This window comes from Sodalis sp. RH16 (assembly GCF_047324245.1).
GTDB classification, from domain to species: domain Bacteria; phylum Pseudomonadota; class Gammaproteobacteria; order Enterobacterales; family Enterobacteriaceae; genus Acerihabitans; species Acerihabitans ligni.
On sequence record NZ_CP178737.1, the window covers coordinates 1267657 to 1288179 of the forward strand.

General features: G+C 46.8%; 18 protein-coding genes and 4 pseudogenes. 14 read left to right on the forward strand and 8 right to left on the reverse strand.

Annotated elements, in window-relative coordinates; translation table 11 throughout:
• Positions 1-80 precede the first annotated feature (80 nt).
• Positions 81-806, forward strand: a complete 726-nt coding sequence (locus tag ACL2XJ_RS05780; RefSeq protein ID WP_413725951.1) for a CerR family C-terminal domain-containing protein — start codon at positions 81-83, stop codon at positions 804-806.
• Positions 807-905: 99 nt separating this feature from the next.
• Positions 906-1334, forward strand: a complete 429-nt coding sequence (locus tag ACL2XJ_RS05785; protein ID WP_413725952.1) for an OsmC family protein — start codon at positions 906-908, stop codon at positions 1332-1334.
• 102 nt (positions 1335-1436) lie between these two features.
• On the opposite strand, the pseudogene ACL2XJ_RS05790 reads toward ACL2XJ_RS05785, so the two are convergent.
• Positions 1437-1961, reverse strand: a pseudogene (locus ACL2XJ_RS05790) (DeoR/GlpR family DNA-binding transcription regulator); the annotation flags it as partial.
• Between the two features lie 778 nt (positions 1962-2739).
• On the opposite strand from ACL2XJ_RS05790, the gene ACL2XJ_RS05795 reads away from it, so the two are divergent.
• Together ACL2XJ_RS05795 and ACL2XJ_RS05800 are read left to right on the forward strand one after the other, a co-directional pair.
• Entirely contained in the window at positions 2740-4395 is a 1656-nt protein-coding gene (locus ACL2XJ_RS05795) for a methyl-accepting chemotaxis protein (RefSeq protein ID WP_413725953.1), read from the forward strand.
• 235 nt (positions 4396-4630) lie between these two features.
• A complete protein-coding gene (locus tag ACL2XJ_RS05800; protein ID WP_413725954.1) occupies positions 4631-5752 on the forward strand; it encodes a JmjC domain-containing protein in 1122 nt (373 codons plus the stop codon).
• Here ACL2XJ_RS05800 and ACL2XJ_RS05805 read toward each other — a convergent pair.
• Entirely contained in the window at positions 5721-6038 is a 318-nt protein-coding gene (locus tag ACL2XJ_RS05805; RefSeq protein WP_413725955.1) for a hypothetical protein, read from the reverse strand. The genes ACL2XJ_RS05800 and ACL2XJ_RS05805 overlap by 32 nt on opposite strands.
• A 190-nt stretch (positions 6039-6228) precedes the next feature.
• Here ACL2XJ_RS05805 and ACL2XJ_RS05810 point away from each other — a divergent pair, with 190 nt between their 5' ends.
• Positions 6229-6723 (forward strand): hypothetical protein, encoded by a 495-nt coding sequence (locus tag ACL2XJ_RS05810; RefSeq protein WP_413725956.1) that lies wholly within the window; start codon positions 6229-6231, stop codon positions 6721-6723.
• Positions 6724-6885: 162 nt separating this feature from the next.
• Complete coding sequence (locus tag ACL2XJ_RS05815; RefSeq protein ID WP_413725957.1) at positions 6886-7338, forward strand: hypothetical protein; 453 nt, start codon at positions 6886-6888, stop codon at positions 7336-7338.
• Between the two features lie 166 nt (positions 7339-7504).
• Here ACL2XJ_RS05815 and ACL2XJ_RS05820 read toward each other — a convergent pair whose 3' ends face one another.
• Positions 7505-7738 (reverse strand): hypothetical protein, encoded by a 234-nt coding sequence (locus ACL2XJ_RS05820; RefSeq protein ID WP_413725958.1) that lies wholly within the window; start codon positions 7736-7738, stop codon positions 7505-7507.
• A gap of 665 nt (positions 7739-8403) precedes the next feature.
• On the opposite strand from ACL2XJ_RS05820, the gene ACL2XJ_RS05825 reads away from it, so the two are divergent.
• From ACL2XJ_RS05825 to ACL2XJ_RS05840, 4 genes are all read left to right on the forward strand, one after another.
• The gene (locus ACL2XJ_RS05825; protein WP_413725959.1) at positions 8404-9204 is read left to right on the forward strand and encodes a phytanoyl-CoA dioxygenase family protein; all 801 of its coding nucleotides are present in this window, start codon (positions 8404-8406) and stop codon (positions 9202-9204) included.
• 10 nt (positions 9205-9214) lie between these two features.
• Entirely contained in the window at positions 9215-11047 is a 1833-nt protein-coding gene (locus ACL2XJ_RS05830; protein ID WP_413725960.1) for a carbamoyltransferase, read from the forward strand.
• Positions 11048-11080: 33 nt separating this feature from the next.
• A complete protein-coding gene (locus ACL2XJ_RS05835) occupies positions 11081-12187 on the forward strand; it encodes an SGNH/GDSL hydrolase family protein (protein ID WP_413725961.1) in 1107 nt (368 codons plus the stop codon).
• A gap of 118 nt (positions 12188-12305) precedes the next feature.
• Positions 12306-13553, forward strand: a complete 1248-nt coding sequence (locus ACL2XJ_RS05840; RefSeq protein WP_413725962.1) for an ATP-grasp domain-containing protein — start codon at positions 12306-12308, stop codon at positions 13551-13553.
• An 80-nt stretch (positions 13554-13633) separates the two neighbouring features.
• Here the strand turns inward: ACL2XJ_RS05840 and ACL2XJ_RS05845 are convergent, their stop codons facing one another.
• Complete coding sequence (locus ACL2XJ_RS05845; protein ID WP_413725963.1) at positions 13634-14959, reverse strand: type II toxin-antitoxin system HipA family toxin; 1326 nt, start codon at positions 14957-14959, stop codon at positions 13634-13636.
• Positions 14960-14963: 4 nt separating this feature from the next.
• The gene (locus ACL2XJ_RS05850) at positions 14964-15260 is read right to left on the reverse strand and encodes a helix-turn-helix transcriptional regulator (protein WP_413725964.1); all 297 of its coding nucleotides are present in this window, start codon (positions 15258-15260) and stop codon (positions 14964-14966) included.
• 830 nt (positions 15261-16090) lie between these two features.
• Here ACL2XJ_RS05850 and ACL2XJ_RS05855 point away from each other — a divergent pair.
• Both ACL2XJ_RS05855 and ACL2XJ_RS05860 read left to right on the forward strand, forming a co-directional pair.
• Positions 16091-16249, forward strand: a pseudogene (locus tag ACL2XJ_RS05855) (hypothetical protein); the annotation flags it as partial.
• A gap of 87 nt (positions 16250-16336) precedes the next feature.
• Positions 16337-16606: pseudogene (locus ACL2XJ_RS05860) on the forward strand (restriction endonuclease subunit S); the annotation flags it as partial.
• Between the two features lie 528 nt (positions 16607-17134).
• Here ACL2XJ_RS05860 and ACL2XJ_RS05865 read toward each other — a convergent pair.
• Positions 17135-17413: a hypothetical protein gene (locus ACL2XJ_RS05865; RefSeq protein ID WP_413725965.1), complete on the reverse strand. Its 279-nt coding sequence runs from the start codon at positions 17411-17413 to the stop codon at positions 17135-17137.
• Between the two features lie 577 nt (positions 17414-17990).
• Between ACL2XJ_RS05865 and ACL2XJ_RS05870 the strand changes: the two genes are divergently transcribed.
• Positions 17991-18443, forward strand: coding sequence for an acyltransferase (locus ACL2XJ_RS05870; RefSeq protein WP_413725966.1), 453 nt, complete (start codon positions 17991-17993; stop codon positions 18441-18443).
• Positions 18444-18535: 92 nt separating this feature from the next.
• A pseudogene (locus ACL2XJ_RS05875) lies at positions 18536-18970 on the forward strand (Fic family protein); the annotation flags it as partial.
• Between the two features lie 437 nt (positions 18971-19407).
• Here the strand turns inward: ACL2XJ_RS05875 and ACL2XJ_RS05880 are convergent.
• Both ACL2XJ_RS05880 and ACL2XJ_RS05885 read right to left on the reverse strand, forming a co-directional pair.
• Positions 19408-19581: a hypothetical protein gene (locus ACL2XJ_RS05880; protein ID WP_165934208.1), complete on the reverse strand. Its 174-nt coding sequence runs from the start codon at positions 19579-19581 to the stop codon at positions 19408-19410.
• A 93-nt stretch (positions 19582-19674) separates the two neighbouring features.
• Positions 19675-20244 (reverse strand): hypothetical protein, encoded by a 570-nt coding sequence (locus ACL2XJ_RS05885; RefSeq protein WP_413725967.1) that lies wholly within the window; start codon positions 20242-20244, stop codon positions 19675-19677.
• Positions 20245-20523 lie beyond the last annotated feature (279 nt).

The following is a 20523-nucleotide window of genomic DNA, read 5'->3' on the forward strand; positions in this document are numbered from 1 at the left end:
ATAATTGTGTCAAGTGATATATTTCCTAATTGTCCCACCGATGGTTATAATCGGTATGTTTTTGCACAGGACCTGAGAATATGCCTAAAAGCATGCAGCCGAAGCGACTCCGCCATCCCTCTTCCGGAGGTTATGCCCGCGGGAGCGAAACCCGCCAGCGCATCATCGACAGCGCCATCGAACTGTTTGGCGAATCAGGGTACGAGAGTACGTCCACCCGGCAGATTGCCAAAAAGGCGGGCGTCAATCCCCCCGCGCTGCAATACTACTTCGACAATAAAGAAGGTTTGTACATCGCCTGCACGGCATCTCTCGTGGAGGAGAATCAGGCATGGCTCCAGCCTTTTCTGGCGCGGACCCTGGTAAAGGACAGCGCCGATACGGACACCTGCATCGAGACGCTATGTCAAATGCTGGACAGTTTGCTTGAGCGGATTTTAAGCAAAAACGCCACCAGCGGCCAGCGGCTGTTTTATGCGCGTATTCGCCTGGGCCAAGGGCCGGGCAAGACCGCGGAAGATTTCAGCAACAAGCTGTTCGGACAGCTGTTTTCCGGGGCGGTTAAGCTGGTGGCTCGCATCTGCGACAGCCCGATGGACGATGAGATGGTGCAGCTTCGCACCCTGTCGTTGCTTGGTCAGGTCACCACCTTTCACGTCTTGCGCCACACCCTGTTTCCTACCCTGACGGAAACCGGCAGCGTTACGGCGGAAAAAAAAGAGATGATAAAAAAATGCATTCGCGAACAAAGCCTGACGCTGATGCACAGTTGGCGTAGGGCATCGGAAAAATCCTCCCCCCATTAGCCCCTTCCATGAGAAAATTTTCGGATGGCTTTGTTGCCCGACGCGCAATGGGCACGATCTTCTATACTTATGGCTTGTTCATCCACAAAGGTGAAAAACATGACGATTCATAAGAAAGGTCAGGCCCATTGGGAAGGCGATATCAAACGCGGTAAAGGTACCGTCTCCACCGAGAGCGGGGCGCTGCAACAGCAGCCCTACGGTTTCAACACCCGTTTCGAGGGCGCGGCGGGAACCAACCCGGAAGAGCTGATAGGCGCGGCCCATGCCGCCTGTTTTTCCATGGCATTATCCCTGATGCTTGGCGACGAGGGCTTTACGCCGGAAAGCATTGATACCACAGCGGATGTTTCGCTGGATAAAGTTGAAGGCGGATTCGCCATCACTAAAGTAGCATTGAACAGCACGGTGAAGCTGCCGGGCATTGATGATGCGGTATTTGAAAAAATCATTCAAAAAGCCAAAGCCGGCTGCCCGGTATCGCAGTTGCTGAAAGCGGAAATAACGCTTCAGTATCATCTTAATTAAATTACCCTTTTCGCTGTCTCTAATTATCTCTGGAGACAGCGATCGACAGACAATCTTGAAAAAGTTAATAAACTCCTTACGTAAACTCTCCTCAACAACCATTACATCAATTTCACTGGGGTCGGCGACAACATAACGCGCCACACCAGGAACTTTCTCCGCGGTCAGGGCCACGACGACCTGATTACTCTGTTTGATAACGGCCTTCTTGAACTCGCAGTCCTCAAAATCAAAACCCGTCAGCCCGGTTTCCAAAGCCATGGCACAAGCGCCGATAAAAGCCTGGTCGAAGATAATTCCCCGAAGCTGGTCTACAGCAGTACTGCCTAAGCTCCCACCCGACGCCTTCTGGATGCGTCCACCCAGCACAATCGTTTCACTTTGGGGATGTTTCATCAACTCAACGGCAATGGCAGGAGAATTTGTTACTGCCGTCAGCCGGATATCCTCAGGCAGTGCTCTGGCAATGGCGAGATTAGTCGTGCTTGAATCAATAAAAATACAGCTATCAGCCGTAATGAGTCCCACACAGGCCTGCGCGATCATGTCTTTGTTTGCTAAATTCCGCTCTTTGCGATTGATAAAACTGCCGGCTTCCGGTAGCTGAAGCACTGCCCCGCCGTACACTTTCTTACAGATGCCTTCCTTGCTAAGCTCGGTTTGAATTTCACTTCATTACGCTACTGGGGGGACTCACTATTGAACTGATGACCTTGCCGGAGTTGCCGGCCGGGCCGGACGTGAAATAGGCAAGACACATACGCGCATCACGATGAAACCCCCACCGGGGTCTTCGGCAATTTAATCAAGCTCATTGGAGAAATACGATTAATACCAAATAAAAAAATAAGATGAATGCATAATTATCATTATATTTCAATTAATCGAAAAACCAAAAAAAATCAGATTATCCTATTCCTATTGCAGGGTCAATTTTCCATGTCGCCAAAATTATTAATAAAAATCAATTGTTAAAAATAAACTTTAGAAATACCTGATTTATCTTAGTTTCATGGGATAATTATTATGGAAACACAATATATAAATGATAATCTCTGCAATGAATGAACCTATTAGAAAATAAAACCCAATATACAAATTAGAATGATGCCAGGCAAAAAATAATGGCAACGGGAAATCATTTGCCACCATAACAATTTACTGAATGAAAAAAGCGGCCAGTACCCAGTGTTTACGTGCCATACGAGACGGATATCGGCCAACGATAAGGACGGCGGCATAAGGTCAAAAATTAAAGTTTTCTGGTTTCTTGCCGTTATATAACAAAAATACAGTACCCCGTGCCTGGAAAAATTCGGCAGGTACGGTGCGTCGAGTTGAATTAGCACAAATTAATTGCACTAGTTCCTAAATTTGCTGTTTAAACTATGGAAGTTAATTTTTAATGAAGAATATTTCAGTTCGACTTGCGTTGACCGGCGCAATTTCCGTTTTTGCGCTGATGATTTTGGCGATTTCCTGCGCAGGTCTGTTCGCGCTCACGCGGTCAAACGACACTACTGACTTTGTTCACCAGGCGGATAGCCGGGTAATTCTGATTAATGATGTCTACAAAGATTCTGCTCGTACCCGTGCGGGTTTTGCCCTGGTCTATGCCAGCTTATTGAAAGATGGCAAAGCCGAACCCTGGATTTACAAAAACATCGAGACCACCCACGGGCGCATGCTGGCCAATATCCAACTATTCAAAGGCCTCCCCGTCATGCTCGGTAGCGACGAAGCTATAAAGACTGAACTGGTCGAGTCGGCGAATGCCTTGAGCCAGCTTCTCGACAAAGCGGAGCATTTGTTGCAGGCGGGGGACGTGAAAGGCTACTACGATATCAACATACAGGATATCGACAAAGCCGGAGGACGATTTTCCACATCGCTGGAGAAGTATCAGAAAGACACGCGTGAAACTGTAAACACGCTGGCGCAGATGAGAAACAGCGAATACCGCCAGTTACTGTGGACGATGGCAATCGTATTATTCATTACCCTGTTGATAGCCATTACCGTGCTGTTTTTATTGCGAAACATCATATTGCGGCCACTGAACTATGCCATCGAACAGCTCGATGCGGTGGCGGAAGGCGATTTAACCGCCGACATACGGGTATCAAGCAAAAACGAAATCGGTAGATTGCTCTTCGCCATCAAGGGAATGCAACAAAACCTGATGCGTCTGGTCACGCAAGTTCGCTTTGGCGCTGAAGAGATAAACATCGGCTCCAGAGAAATTGCGGCAGGCAACACAGACCTCTCGTCCCGCACCGAAGCACAGGCCTCTTCACTTGAAGAAACCGCCGCCTCGATGGAACAGCTCGCCTCCAACGTCAAGCAAAACGCCGATAATGCGCGACAGACCAGCCAACTCGCCGCCAATGCTTCCCAAATGGCCGAGTCCGGCAGCAAGGCTGTTTCAGAGGTCGTCCAGACAATGAATGCGATTTCTTCCAGTTCAAGCAAAATTTCCGAGATTATTTCGGTAATCGATAGCATCGCTTTCCAGACCAATATACTGGCGCTAAATGCGGCGGTGGAGGCTGCACGCGCCGGAGAGCAAGGCAAGGGCTTCGCGGTGGTGGCAAGCGAAGTGCGCACGCTGGCTCAACGCACCGCCTCCGCGGCCAAAGAGATCAAATCCCTCATAGAAGACTCCGCAGACAAGGTCAACATAGGCGCAGGGCAGGTAGAGCGCGCCGGTGCAACCATGCATCAAATCGTTTCGTCAGTGAAGCACGTCACTGACACCGTGGCGGAAATCTCGGCGGCATCACAGGAGCAATCCACCGGTATCGACCAGGTCAACCTCGCGGTTTCGCAGATGGACGGGGTAACGCAGCAGAATGCCTCGCTGGTGGAACAGTCCTCAGCGGCCAGCGCCTCGCTGATGGAGCAGGTACGCCTGCTGCTTGAAACTATTCATGTGTTCAAATTACATGAACCGAAAGGCAGGCCAGAGGAGGTCAAACCAGACATAACTAAAGTATCGCCTCTTCCCGCCAATAAGCCTGCTGAGAAACAAAACGACACTGCCGGCTGGGAAACATTCTGAATAAGCGATCCGGATAACGTTATACTCTGAATAATTCCAGTTGCGGGAAGGCGGCAACGCATCTGCTGCTTGAAGTATGACGGGTATACGCCTTTGCCAGACAACGTCACCCCCGGGAATGGACTGACCCTCTTCATTTTTGCCTGGCTGAACGCGTAGCCTTGACCAATGACAAGGCGGCCACGGGGGGACTCGATATAATCAGGGCCGTTTGTCTTCTCACTGGTGTGAACGCATGGCTTATCAGCTGAACCTTAACTGGCCCGAATTTTTAGAAAAATACTGGCAAAAACGACCCGTCATATTAAAGAACGCTTTCCCGGACTTTATCGATCCTATTACGCCGGACGAACTGGCGGGCCTGGCCATGGAAGCGGAGGTGGACAGCCGCCTGGTAAGCCATGCAAACGGGGAGTGGCAGGCCAGCCACGGGCCGTTTGAACACTTTGATGATCTGGGTGAAACCGGCTGGTCGCTGCTGGCCCAGGCCGTCAACCATTGGCATGCCCCGTCCGCCGAACTCGTGCGCCCGTTTCGGGTGCTGCCGGACTGGCGTTTGGACGATCTGATGATCTCCTTTTCCGTACCTGGCGGCGGCGTCGGACCGCATATCGATCAGTACGATGTCTTTATCATCCAGGGAATGGGCCACCGCCGCTGGCGCGTCGGCGATAAACTGCCCCTTAGGCAGTTTTGCCCGCATCCGGCGCTGCTGCACGTTGAGCCGTTCACGCCAATCATTGATGAAGACCTCAATGCGGGGGATATTTTGTATATTCCGCCGGGCTTCCCGCACGACGGTTTCACCCACGAAACCGCCCTCAACTACTCGGTGGGTTTCCGCGGACCCAACGGCCGGGATTTAATCAGCAGTTTCGCCGACTATGCGCTGGAAAACGATCTCGGCGGCGAGCATTACAGCGATCCTGATTTAACCTGCCGGGAGCATCCGGGACGGGTTGAAGATCATGAGCTTAATCGCCTGCGTACGATGATGACCGATATGATTAATCAGCCGGAAGATTTTAAACAGTGGTTTGGCCGCTTCGCCACCACGCCGCGCCACGAGCTGGATATCGCTCCCGCCCAGCCGCTCTATAAGAGCGACGAGATTGTCGGCGCGCTGATGGAGGGCCAAGTCTTGAAACGCCTTGACGGTCTGAGGGTTCTGCAGGTCGGCGACGGCTTCTTCATCAATGGCGAACCGCTGGTTACGGTCAATCCCGACGCCGCCGACGCGCTGTGCCAATATACCTTTATCGGTAAAAATGAACTGGGGGAGGCGCTTCATCATCCGGCTTTTGCGGCTGAGCTAACCGGGCTGGTTAATCAGGGATACTGGTTCTTTGACGAGTAGAATAAAAGTGCTGGTAATCGCGGCTTGCGGTAGCGTATATCGTGATGCGATAGGCAAGCCGCGTATTTAACAAATATTCCCGCTCCTTGCGGATCTGAATGTCATAATGAATTCCGTCAGTGTTTCCATCAGCCCATAATCCAAACGCATGCTTATTACTAGCGGCGCGATTATCTGCAAGATTGAAGGCTTCGCGGATTAACTCTGCCTGAGAGAGATGGCGAATAGCGGCCAGATTATCCCATTGCCGGGATCTTCTCCGGGTAAATCGATCACTGGGGGTCATCAGCTACTCCTTATTTTTGACCTCCGTCTATTTAGACGGAGGGTTCAAGCTGCCCGATCAACGTCGGGAGGGCGACTAATACAATACCCTTCGGGGAAATAAGTCCGCGGTTCGCTAGACCGTTTTGAGCCTCCCGGCACCATAATTTTTGGTGTCGTTGTTTTTACTCAAAGAAACTAGCGAGATTTTTATGCCTACAATGACCTTATCTTCATGCCGGCGCGCCGATGCGCTGCTTGCCATACCCTTTAGCGCCGAAACGGATTTCACCCTGCTGGCAGATTATAGCGAACAATTTGCCGAAACCCTGCTGGAGGTCGACGAACCCATGCAGCGGCAGGCGCTCTACGTCCGGCTGGCCGACTGCCTGGCAACGCTGCTGCCTACCATGGATGCCCCCCTTCCGCCTCATTTGATGGAAAGCCTGACCGTTGATGAGCTCCCCTCGCCGAGGCTCGGCTTTGAACCCGATGCCGATCTGCTCTGCGAATATTGTCTGACGCTGGCGCGCCTTTTGACGAACCGGGCGGTAACGCCGGAAATGGAGCAAACCCTGATTGGGCTGATGTTCGAACTGGTCAGCTACTTCGCCGGCGAACTGCAAGCCCCTCGCTGGGTGCGTACCGGCAAAGGGGTAAAGCTGATCGCGGAAGTTGAAAATGAAGACCAGGAATGGGTGCCTTGATGGCATAAAACCATTCAATTCTGACTAAAGAAGGCAATTTTAACTCCCGGTTTTTCAATAAAGAAACAGTACAAAAAAGTAAAGCCTAATACTCAGATATTTTTATTTCAAAGGTTATTTATGTACTCATCCAAGCCGAGTGTGGTCTATAGATTCAATGGAATGGATAAAGCTGCTGCAATGTCAATTTTAAATTATCAAGATAATTTCCGTCTTAGCAATAATATTTATGATTGGCTTGGTGATGGAGTTAATTTTTGGGAAAACAATCATGAAAGAGCGAAACATTATGCCCTTGAGGACATGAAAAGACCTAAAACCAAGATCAAAGAACCTTTTGTTTTAGGTGCAGTAATTGAACTTGGTAATTGCTTGGATTTGCTTGACCAAAAACATATTGATTTTGTGAAATTCGCTCATTCCGAAATGGTTAAATCATTAGATGCCAATAACAAACCCATTCCTATCAATAGTGGTTTTGATACTGTCGATTTTGACTTCAAGCGTAGAGAACTTGATTGCGCAGTGATTAGGCATGCCCATGCAATTGCACTCAAAGAAGGTCTAGAATTTGATTCAGTTCGTGCTGTTTTCATGGAAGGGAATGCTATATAGAGTGGCGCTAACTTCTTCGATAAAAATCATATCCAACTCTCAATTTTGAATCCAGATTGTATCAAAGGCATTTTCCTTCCTCGTCAACCAACATGCTTATTATAATTTTTAAAATTACATTATTTAATCTTCAAATACTTGACGATGTTTCATGATCGTTATTGGGTTAGCTGCTTAGGTCTAATTGGCTAGGTCCCATAGGAATATCAGGCATCTGGATATGTAGCGGCCAATGCTCTTTTGCAACTTGTATTACCTTTTGTACGGCGGCTAAATCCGATGCCAAGAAGATACCTGCAAGTCCACATGTAGCCAATACCAATACCACACTCCAGGCTACGTAATTAGCAAGACTTCTTATGGCTTTTCTCTTATTTGGCCCATTAGTTGAATTACTCATATCTATTCCTTTCATTAATAAGTCCATACATCAATCTCTATGCAGTTAACTTCCTTTATTTAAACGCCTTGAAATAAAGAATGATATTATTCATACATCCATTGCAAACAGACTAAGCTACCCTGACCGACTTTACTTTCCTTCTCGACATTAAAATATTAACTTTTTTCTCCTTCCGACCCATTCGGCGAGATTGTTGCCCTCATCATGACGGTAGAGGCAATGACGGCAATATCTCAGTGCAAACGTAATATTCATAACAGCATGTTACGCATTTTGATTGTTTACTATAAATGACTGTGCCCCCTACCGCAATAGACATTTTTACATCCTTTTAAATACTTATTTCTTCTGAACGCGTATTGCCCTGAATAATGCACTTTATTTGGGCTTTAACAGAAGATTAAAAGACTGCTCATGTATTGCAGGAATTATATCAATTGATAATTATGTCAAATGTTATATTTTCTATGTAATCTTTATCAGAATGAGGCCAAAAAAATTACCTGAGAGCTCATTTAAGCGTTGACGAAATGTTCACTTGTAAGTAAATTTTATCTGTGCCGGTAACAATACATTAAATCTAAGTGCAGGATAAAATATATATATATGCATAACTGATTTCTTAAGGAATTTATGTAAAATAATATAGCAGGAGTTCAGGAATGGAATCTAAAGATCTGGAACTTTATCGCAAGCAAGGATTCAACATCTCAGAATCCCTTTATACTCGCCAGGAAGTGAACATACTCAATGCTGAAACCCATCGATTAATGCATGAAAGCTCCGCCGGAAAGGTATTGGAAGGCAATGGAAAAACCTTGAGAAGCATTAACGGGCCTAACCTTAACAGCGAACTTTTTCAAAATTTAGCCGGCGACGCGCGATTGCTTGGTCAAGCGGAAATGTTACTGGGCGGACCTGTTTACGTCCATCAATATAAAATCAATACCAAGCAGGCGTTCCAGGGCCAGAATTGGGAATGGCATTCAGACTACTGGTTCTGGAAGAAAGAGGATGGCATGCCGGAACCGAAAGCCCTGACCGCGGTTATTTTCCTGGACGAAGTCAATGAATTCAACGGCCCAATGTTGCTTGTGCCCGGAACACAGTATGACGTGCTCATCGACGAGATTCACGATAGGCCATACGGCGAACTCGATGGGGGTGACAACTGGGCAATCACGACTGCGCAAAAGCTCAAGTATCGTCTCTCTGAAACGTACCTGCGCAAAAAAATCGAAAATAAGGGAATGGTGGCCGCAAAGGGTCGCCCGGGTGACGTACTTTTTTTCCATTGCAATCTCCTGCACTGCTCTAGCGCGAACTCGTCGCCATGGGACAGAAAAGCCGTATTTATCTCCTACAACCTGGTCAGCAATTGTTTAAACGAAGTGCCCTCCCCTCGACCGGAATTCATGGCATCCCGTCAGTTCACTCCGCTGACACAAAAGCGCGTTTTTTAAGGAGCCTCGAATGAAAACGTATATTCTGGGACTGTCATGCTACTTCCATGACAGCGCCGCCGCGTTGCTTTGCGATGGAGAAATTGTGGCGGCCGCGCAGGAAGAGCGATTCACCCGTATTAAGCAGGATCCTTCTTTTCCCGAAAATGCGGTTAAGTTCTGCTTAAACACGGCAGGAATTACTTTAGACCAGGTATCTCGGATTTTTTATTACGAAAACCCCACGGAAAAATTTAAACGCATAATGTCCACCGCCGTCACCTCCGGCTGGTCGGGGGTCAGATCGCTTTTTTTCCACGTGCCGGGATGGTTGACCAATAAGCTGTACGTCAGAAAAAAACTTACAAAGGCACTGGGCTTCGCCAACACGCCCGTGCCTGAAATTACCTATATTAATCATCATCATTCTCATGCTGCGTCCGCATTTTTTCCCAGTCCATTTGAGAAAGCATTGGTGCTTTGCATTGATGGCGTTGGTGAATGGGACACAACAACAGCCTGGGTAGGTGAAGGCAGTAAACTCACGAAGCTCTGGCAAACGCGATTTCCACATTCACTTGGTCTGATTTATTCCGCGTTCACGTTTTACTGCGGATTCAAGGTTGATTCCGGCGAGTATAAGTTGATGGGCCTTGCTCCTTACGGACGCCCCGTTTATGCCGATATGATTAAAAAGCATCTGATACAGGTGCAACCGGACGGCAGCTTTGAGATGGACATGTCCTATTTTGACTATGCCACGGGCGACCAGATGACGTCGGAAAAGTTTCACGACCTGTTCGGCGGCCCGCCGCGTGATGCGGAAAGCGAGCTTACTGAACGGCAATTCAACCTAGCCTCGTCCATACAGGCCGTTCTGGAAGAAGTGGTATTGCTTACTGCCCGTTATTGGCAGAAAAAGACGGGGTTGGAAAATCTTTGCCTGGCCGGAGGCGTTGCCTTGAATTGCGTGGCAAACGGCAAACTGGCGCAGGCGGGTATCTTCAAAAACATATGGGTACAGCCGGCATCCGGAGACAGCGGCGGTTCGCTGGGTGCGGCGCTCTCAGGCTGGTATGGACACGTAGGCGCACCACGCATACCTGATGCAGGAGACAGCATGAAGGGTAGCTATCTGGGGACCCGTTACACGCGCGAAGAAATCCTTCATTACCTTAATGAGCAAGGCGCAGTTTTCACCGAGCTCACGGAAGATAAACTTTGCGCGGAGGTTGCCGGGATTCTGGCACAAGGTAATGTCACCGGCTGGTTCCAGGGCAGGATGGAGTTCGGCCCCCGCTCACTCGGCGCGCGCTCGATCCTGGGCGATGCCCGAAATCGCCAAATGCAGACGGTAATGAATCTCAAGATAAAGAACAGAGAGTCATTCCGTCCTTTTGCTCCGGTCGTATTAGAAGAGCATGCAAAGGACTGGTTCAGCGTGAAAACGAAAAGTCCCTATATGCTGTTTGTCCACCCGGTAGCAAACTCCAAGCTCACACCACCTGGTCCCGGTGCCGTTCAGGTAAGCGGACTTGGAAAACTTAACCAAATCCGCTCACAAATCCCAGCCGTTACGCATGTTGATAATTCGGCGCGTCTGCAAACGGTCGATGGGAGTCACAACCCGCTTTTTTTCAGTCTCCTGAACGCCTTTCATGCTCGAACAGGCTGTCCGGTGCTGGTAAATACGTCTTTTAATGTCAGAGGAGAGCCGATTGTTGAATCACCTAAAGATGCTTATGTCTGTTTCATGCGCACATCAATGGATTATCTCGTATTGGGAAATTTTCTATTGCGCAAACAGGATCAACCCGACTGGGAAGAAAAAATAGACTGGAAGAAACATTACCCTCTGGATTAATACTTTCGGAATCAAGTTCTCAAAGGATGAGTAATGAAATTTAAAAAAATGTCCCATCAAGAGGCGGTAAACCGATGCTATGAGCTTACCCCACAACTGCGTGAATACGATGAGTTCATGTACCTTGGCGTCCGGTGGTTGCCTTATACCATGTTTTTCCATCATCGGAATTATACCTCAGCGATTATCAATACGGATGACATGGGGTTTCGCCTGAGTCATTCCCCTTGCGGCTGGGCATCAACCGCCGATTTCCCTGCTGATAAACCCGTCAATATTGTGATTGGCGGTTCAACGGCTCTGGGTACCGGTACGACATCCGATGCAAGCACGGTCTCTTCCGCGCTGTCAAAACTGACGGGAGAAGTCTGGTTGAACTTTGGCGGGCGGGGCTATAACTCGGTGCAGGAAGCCATCATTTTTATGCTCAACCAGCATCGCTTCGATAAAATAAATAACATCATTATATTAAGTGGTCTAAACACGCTTACCTTGGAAGGACTGCCTGATGATTATACCAGTGAGTATGGTAAATACTATTATTCCTATGAATTTTTGCATTATATGAATAGATATAATGAGGACATTAAAAAAAGGGCAAATTCTTATGCTTCAATGAATGAATCAGCGGTAAAAAAATTAATTCCACGGCTCACCGAGAAATTCAATCATTGGCTGGATGATACTGAAGGGAACCCGGCAGAAAGGGTATTTACCGATACTCACATGGACCTGGCCGAGCGTATCAGCCGGGCCGCTCGCAGCACTATTGATTCCGCGGCGCAAATCAATCAGCTTGCCCGAAAAAATGGCGCCCGCGTGCATTATGTCCTGCAGCCTTTGTCCAGATGGAGTAAAGAGATCTTTCATGAAACAGAGGAGGAGATGTTCTATGCTATCGACGCCTGTGCTAATAACTTCTGGCGCTTATTTGAAAAACTCGCAACGCCGGATTTACATGAATCTTATTCTTCGCAGCTTAAACAGGGATGCTTGAATGAAGACATTTGTTTTTTTGATATGAACATGCTCATGAAAGACTCACCTATCTTGAATGAAAATATCTATATCGACCACTTGCACTTCAACGATGCCGGTTACGAAGAAATGGGACGGATTATTTATGAACAAGTCATTTAACATGGAAGAAAAAAAGCATTCAAAGAACCTGCTTGTCAGAGTTTTCCGGCGGTTGTTTTGCGGAAAAAAGAAAAAAACGGGCACCACCTACCCCCTCAGATAAATGGAAAGCGAGACAATGTCTAAATATTCTGCAAACTGCAGGCCGGTCGTGGCGATAGTTGATGCCGTTTCCGCGGGTGCGCTGGTCACGCAGGAGATGGCCGGGCATTATGACCTGATACACATTGAATCAGATGTTGCCGTCAACGCATTATCTCATCCCCGTTTCCATAAACATCATTTTAAGGCTTTTTATCACTGGGACCGTAGCCAGGCAGAAAAATGCCTTGAACAAATCGCCTTGCACAATCCTTTGGCAATTATTCCAGGCCATGAATCTGCGGTTAAACTGAGCGAAAAGATTGCCTGGAGCATCAATGGAGATGGCAATAACCCTGCAACCACGGCACTTCGCAGAAATAAATTTCTGATGAATGAAGCAGTAGGTCGAGCGGGCCTGAAAACGGTTAAACAGGCTGCCAGTGATGACCCCTGCGTTCTGAAAAACTGGTTCAGGCAATATGGTCAATCAAAAGTTGTGGTCAAACCCCTCGACAGCGCTGGTTCAGATGACGTATATATCTGTACGAATGAAGCTCAGGTAGAAGACGCAGCACGCATCATCACTAGCAAAATCAATATCATGCATAACCGTAATGAAAAAGCGCTGATCCAGCAATTCATTGAAGGTAAAGAGCACGTCGTTAATACTGTTAGCCTGAACGGAAAACATAAAGTCACTGATGTATGGCGCGTTTCTAAAAAACTTTCTGTCGGCAGGAATCTATATGATTTTGATGAACTGTGTCCCCCGCAGGCTCCAGAGACAGAACGTTGTATCGCTTACACTCTCAAAGCACTTGATGCAATTGGTATTGTTAAGGGAGCGGGCCATACTGAGCTTATCTTATCCCCTGATGGCCCCACGCTCATTGAAGTCGGCGCCCGCGTTTCCGGCGCTGCTAATCCTGAAGCGATACGAATTGCCACCGGCAGCGATCAGCTGGAACTGATCAGGTATGCTTATACGTGCCCTGAATCATTTTATCAGGCAAGCGAGCGGTATCAGCTCATCCGTCCATTACGCTGCGTTCATGCTATAGCGTCGCAGACCGGTCCTTTTTCCCACGCTGAACTGCGGAGTTTCCTGGAAACGTTGCCTGGATTTGTGAGCGCGGTGATGAAAATAGCCGAAGGCGCCCGACTCAAACCCACAACGGATGTCTACTCCTGCCCCGCTGCTTTCTTTCTGACGGGGATAAGTGAGCAGGATATCGCACAGGACTATGTACGATATCGTCAGTGGGAAGCGGCCAATCTCTGAGAGCAAACCGATGAAAAAAAGGGGTAAGGTCGCCCCGCCTTCGTGCAACTCGAATTATTTAGGGTATATTTCGTTGTTGTTCAGCCTCTGCGAGCTAATCTTTCACACTGCTGCCGCATGCCGGTAAAAATACTTTCAGCCAGTTCTGTAGGAAACGATTCCGGCAGCAACGCGGATACACGTTCAATCACTCGCGGCGTCATGGCGATAATGTCATCCATCATAGACTCAACGTATTGTTGAACTAATCCGGTTAATTTCCCATGATTAATCCAGTGCCGCCGCTGAATTCTATAGAGGTGGTAATAATTACTGTTCCCGCGTACTGCCATTGCAAGTTTGCATTTTTTCCAGGGGAAATGGCTATTACTCTTGCCAATTACCGGCCATGCCGATAAAACATCATAGAACGGTGTAAGACGATAACGGCCACAAGCCTCCACCGCGATGCTGAAATTTTTTGCATGCCCATCAGTGGCCGCTATTAACCAGAAAATGATTTGTACTTTGAAGAACAGTTCTCTATCCCGTCCTGCTTGCTCAGAATGATTCAGAATATCCATAATATCGGTAATACCCGGCCCGCCATCCGCCTGATATTTCCGTAGCGGAGAAATCCCCAGCGCTTGACACATATCCTCTTGGGGTAAACGAACGATCCATTGCCCATCGCCCGACCACCTCCTGTCAAAACGCTCAACGACTAATGCCTTCTGATCTTCAAACTGCGCAATCTGCGCTTTTGCAACAGGCATGTCATAGTTTTCAAGGATCAAAGAGCATAGCCATTCATTTTCAACCGAGCTACTCATATTCGCCTGCATATTGCCAACCAGTCCTAACGGCAGCTTGAAAATATGCGTTGTGGGGGTACTCCCTTCCGGCAAGCACCATTGCCCCTTGTGCCACAGTAAAGCCGTTTTTTCCTGCGCACCGGCAATAGATAAGCGCAGGTCGTCAATATCATCCTGTCGACCAGGTAGTGCTGTCGTGGTATTACGCAATGTTGTGGCGATCTCTGCTTCAGAAAGCAGGCGGAAATTCACCGAGCATAAATCCGCGGACTCTTCATCGACATTAAGCAACTGTATTGCGCCAACGCAATCTCTTCCCAACTCAGCCAACAGATCATAGGGTTCAAGGCTATCCGCCTGATAACGCATCGCTAAACGCCTTCGAATGCTTTCACTGTCAGGGAGTAGATTATCAAAATAGTCCCGCACAACATTGCCACGCCAATGTTGATTGCCGGGGGTAAAAGGCAAAGACAGCGACAAGGGCCGGCCTTGCTCGTCAGCGATCCACTCAGGCAGGTATCGCAATCTGTCTTCACCCTTAACCTTTTCCCAGAATCCGACCTGTATACCGTTCATCCAGATCGCTAAACGTTGTTGCTTGCTAGGCATATCATCACCACTTTTCCCGCCTGGCAGGCGAATTTATCTGCTTTGTTGGATCTTCTAACGGCTTTATGATTGTTGAAGATGCGCCGGATGAGAGCACTATTTCGATACCCAGCACATTGAACACCTTGAACAGACGCTCGATACTGGCGCTGGCTGGGTTTGCCTCCAGACGTGCATAGGTTTGCTGTGTTACACCTAGTCTTTCAGAAACATCCTTTTGCGTCAGCCCATTAGCTTTTCGAAAGCCAATGAGCAACGGACGTAACTGTTTCAAGGTCTGCAACGGATAAGCAGTATTCATAAAGCGTCAACCATTGTTGTAGAGATATATACAGACTATAAGCTGTTTTCGAATACTACACCTTATAAGCTGTAAATGCAAAATACAGCCTATAGGGCGTACAGAAATAAAACAGCGTATAAGCCGTAAGATAGGTGATCTCTTGTACTTCAACGTGTGCAGTAGAAGCTACAGGCTGAAGCTGCATAAAGAGTAGATTTTGTGGACACAAGGTACTCATGAGGCCGCCGGCGAGCGAAACCAGTTGGCCATGCCCCGACCACCCTTGTGACCGTGAAAGATCTTAATGACCGTGGTCTTTGTACATGACCACCTTACACAAGCGCCTGATTCGGCCAAATAGGGTAATGAACCCATTAAGGGGGGTAATTTTACGGATATTACCCCATTTCAGTTCTTTTTTAAGACAAATTGATTGTGCCACAAGTCGTGGAATTTTTGCATTGAGCGTATCAATCAACTTGCGAGGCATTTCCCAACGCTATTACAAAATTGGTTTCGGTATAAAAGAAGTTCATTGATCAGAAGTAAGTCATCAGAACTCTTTGCCGGATGAATTTTAACAGACATCAATACGGGGGGTATTATGCTGAAATAAACGAATTTTTGTACTTCATTTAGCATTAAATCGCCTGTGCTATCTTTTGTGCGGCTAGTCACTTCCACGGATTTAAGATTGAAAGGCATAATACCTTAAAAAATATTGAGTTAGGTGTGTTTTCTTCAATTGATCGCATACACACCAGTGGCGTAATTTAAAACGCTCTCTTTGTAACATATTACCCTAATATTTCAGCATCGCCTGAGGCTGTCTGGGTCGTGGAATGCGTATGAATAAATCCAACTCCGATTTTTTAAAAGGCGTTAACGATTTTATTTACGCCATTGCTTGTGTCGCAGAAAACAACTACCCGGACTATCCCAATACCACACTGGTCAAGATGCGGATGTTCGGTGAAGCCACGGCGAAACACCTTGGCGTATTGTTATTCCATAAAAACTGATGGAGTGAGTCAGTCTAACATTAACGCTCAAAAGCTAGCTGCTTATCCTTTAAATGTTCCTCCCTAATCTAACAACTCGAAATTGTCCGCCGAGTGGAACAACTCTTTGCGTACGCCGACGTCATTGAAAAACAAATTTACAACGCACTTACCCGCGTTAACAACCTCACACAATCTATTCTGGCGAAAGCTTTTCGCGGTGAACTGACAGCGCTATGGCGGAAAAAAACCCCAGAGCTGATAAGCGGTGAAAATAGTGCGGCGGCGCTACTTAGGAAATTAAAAAACGAACGAGCCGCCAATGAAAATAAAAAACAGCGCGTAAAAAATCCTAAACGATAATTGAGGCGCACTACTAATTTTCGCTTAAAAATTTCTTTTATTTACCCATTTATTTAAGCATATTTTACACTATATATTGCATAGTCGCCGTATCCCGTAGGGTCTAAAACTCTATATTTTTTAGACCCTGCGCCGCTTAATGAATGATGTTTTAGGGTCGATAAGATTATTTAAATACTAATATATTGAGAATGTCAGCAGAATTTCTACATTCAATTTCGACTTGTTCTTTTAGCCTTATTAGGGTCTTAAATTTCTTTTCCACTGTTCTGAAGGTGACAACGTTTCATGATGGACATTAGGTTGGCTGCTTCGGTTTAGCTGGGCAGGTCCATAGGAATGTGAGGCATCTGAATATCTAGTGGACAATGTCCCTTTGCTGCTTGCACTACATTTTGTACGGCGGCCAAACCCGCACCCAATGGGACACCGGCGGGGCCAGAGGTTGCCAACCCTAACCCTGCGCCCCAAGCCACATCATTCGCAAGCCCTCTCGCAACTTCTCTATTATTAGGTCCAACATTTGAATTATTCATAAGTATTCCTTTTCTTGATAAATCCATATATTAACAGGATGATGATAGCGATAACCATGGTAATGGCCGACGATATACAATAATGCAAAAAACCGTCCTTAGTTAAGATATCTGTTTTTATTTGTTCTAGCGAGCGTAATTTAGATAAATTTGACAAAAAAGCCAATAGAGCAGTCGATAAAATTGTTTTAACGCTAATTTCTTTGAGTTTCTTGCTAAGGAATATTGCTATCAGTACAAATCCTAGCGGCTTAAATATATCAATTTCCATGAGATTGATTTCCTTTTGTAACTATAGATAGAGATATACCGCTGGTTCTTGTTTATGTCCTTACTTCAAACATCTACTATATTTTTTTATAAATTTTATCAGTAATCTAACTATTGCTTAATTCAGGCATTTTGACTCAGATGTCAGATTTGATAAAATTTTCCTTGGTTTTTGTTGATTTATTCTGCGCCAAGATACCCAACCCTCTGCCATCAGACAAGTCCTGCACTTCATATTATCAGCCACATTTTGGAAAAATGCGCGGGCAGGTGCTTTGGCCGAACTAACAGGAACGCAGCGGAAAACTCCAGACACAAAAAAAGCCACCCTTGGGTGACCTGATTTTGTACTAATGGTGCGAAGGCCGGACTCGCACATAGCATTTAACCTATTGTTTATTAATGAATAAATATTAGTCAGCTTTCATTTATACCAACATAAGTACCAACAATACTTGTCGTAGGGGCTATAAATGATTTCCGCTGGACGCAGTATACTTCCATTGACCCATGTTGACATCCCCGACTTCAAGGGGGCATTTTTACATTGGCGGCAACCAATAAACTATGGATGGGTTATGAAAATTATCAACTGTGACATAAGAGACGTGACTACCGGAGATAACGTCAAAGTGATGGTACCGTCAAACATTTATGGATGTGAGCTTCATGACGATGTTTTTGTCGGCCCCTTCGTTGAGATTCAGAAAGGATGTGTCATTGGGCGCGGCAGCCGCGTACAGTCACACACGTTTATTTGTGAGAACGTGTCATTGGGGGAGAACTGTTTTATTGGGCATAATGTCACATTCGCCAATGATCTATTCAGGCGTGGTGCGCCAGACCCAGATCCAGGAAATTGGATTAAAATCAGCCTTGGCGATAATGTCACCATCGGCAGCGGTGCGACGATACTAACCGATTTCATTTGCAGTGGGTCAGTGATAGGAGCTGGAGGAGTTGTAGTCAATCCCATCACGGTGAAAGGGATTTATGCCGGCAACCCAGCCCGATTGATTAGAACGCTGTAAAGGTGTGGGCCTGTTTAACAGGCCCACAGGCCGAAGCCACGCTAAAGATAAATTTGAAATTATGGCAACTCGTCGTAGAGACAGCGGCGGCGAACGGGCGGACTGGTCGCATCCTGAATATCCTGTACCTGATTCAGACTGGATTGCTTTCGCTGCCTATACTGAATTTGTCCCGCTACATCCTGGAAAGGCGTGATGATTACTACACATTCCTGCGCAGGGTGACAGAAGAGGTTGACTGGGAATCGTGGATTTTATTTATATTAGAGGCAGTGAGGAACACGTCTCGGTGGACGAGTGACAAGATATCGGTTGTCAGAGAACTAATGGCAAAAACCACAGTGTACGTGCGCGAGCAACTGCCGAAAATCTACACCCATGAACTTATCCAGGCGCTTTTTGCGCAGCCGTATTGCCGGATCGATAACCTTATTGAACGAGGTGTGGCCAAACGCCAAACGGCATCAACATACCTCAAACAGTTAGTGACCATTGGCGTACTGGAGGAAATGACTGATGGCCGTTAAAAGCAGTATATCAACGCCAGGCTGCTGCGTGAATTGGGCCAGTAACGTGGACGCTATCTAGTAAATACACCTTGCCTATAAAATAGCCAGCATCAGCAGATGAGTGGGTTTTGCATGCCGTTACGGGCAAAGCTCTCGGGCGGCGTCATCAGGCACGTCTTGGCATCGAGTGAGTAAACGGTAAGGGGCTGGGCATCTTTGTTAAGGCTGAAAATGCTCGAATTTTTGGGGAGGCTACTTCGCAGGCTGCTTTCGGCACGTTACCGAACTCTTCGGCGAGATTCAATAAACCCACTTTGTGTTTAATGACAGGATTGTTAGAGAGAAGCATGAGAGTTACATTTTGTGTTTTGTATAAGGATTCGACACCCATATCAAAACCGGTAACTCTCAATCTTTTAAGCTGTTGTGTCAGATGTACTCATGACGAACACAGATTATGCGTATTTGGCCGGCTTTACTTTCTTTCTCGGTCCCACAATATCCATTTCTTTCTCTTTCTGACCCACTTTGGCGAGTTTATTGCCGTCAATAGTTGCCCAGAAATCTAAGGAGCGTTTCGCAGCAGCCATCGCTTTGTCAGAATCGATTCTTTTAGTTTGCTTGATCATTACGCCTCCTTTTTTCTTACTATCATTGCATACAATTCTACATCAACTCTGTTCATTTAACAAACAGCCCCTGTTAGCCATAGAGGTAACTTCTTACTCATCAAGATCGACGCCATTCACCTTGATACGGATCATTTCCAGAATGTCCCGCACTTCAGCCGACATTTTATCATGATCATTCCACACTTGAGCAAAGCCATACGACCTGTAACGTGGCTGGGCATCAGGAATTGGATCTTGAATAAAAATTTCTTCAAATTCAATGATATTGCAGAATGTTGTTGAGTATATTAAGGCAATAATCAGCACATTGCCTGTCAGAGCAGTCTCTTTATCAGAGATAAAATTCTCCAACATGCAGATAGAGAACTGTTCACGCCGCTCATCATACTTGCAAATAATGACCGCATGTAACGAGCCAGGGTCATCATGATCGATAACCTTGAGGGAGATGTCTAGGATGCCATCGTCGGCGTTGCCTTGGTAACGATTCATCGCCCATGGCCAGTTGAGGATGCTGTGGTCAATGCCCACTTCCAGCCGTTCTTTATCTGCTTCGCTTAACACGCCAACCGAGATGTTATCCCACCCAAAACCTTCAATGGCTTGTTGAGTGGTGCTTAGACACCGGTCATGGATTTGCTGAATTGTTAAATCATCCACTTCGATCAGCCTTTCTAAGCTATTTCATCCTGCTTGGAATCATATAGCAGAAACGCTGATATGTTAATCAATACCTTAGCCAGGTTAAGGGAATGTTTGCCCTTCCCCGTTGCATCAATTGATATCGATGTTGAACGAAGCCCATTGATCAGAAGTGAGTCATCAGAACTCTCTCCCGGATGAATGTTAACAGACATCAATACGGGGTATTATGCTGAAATAAACGATTTTTTGTACTTCATCTAGCATTAAATCGCCTGTGCTATCTATTGTGCGGCA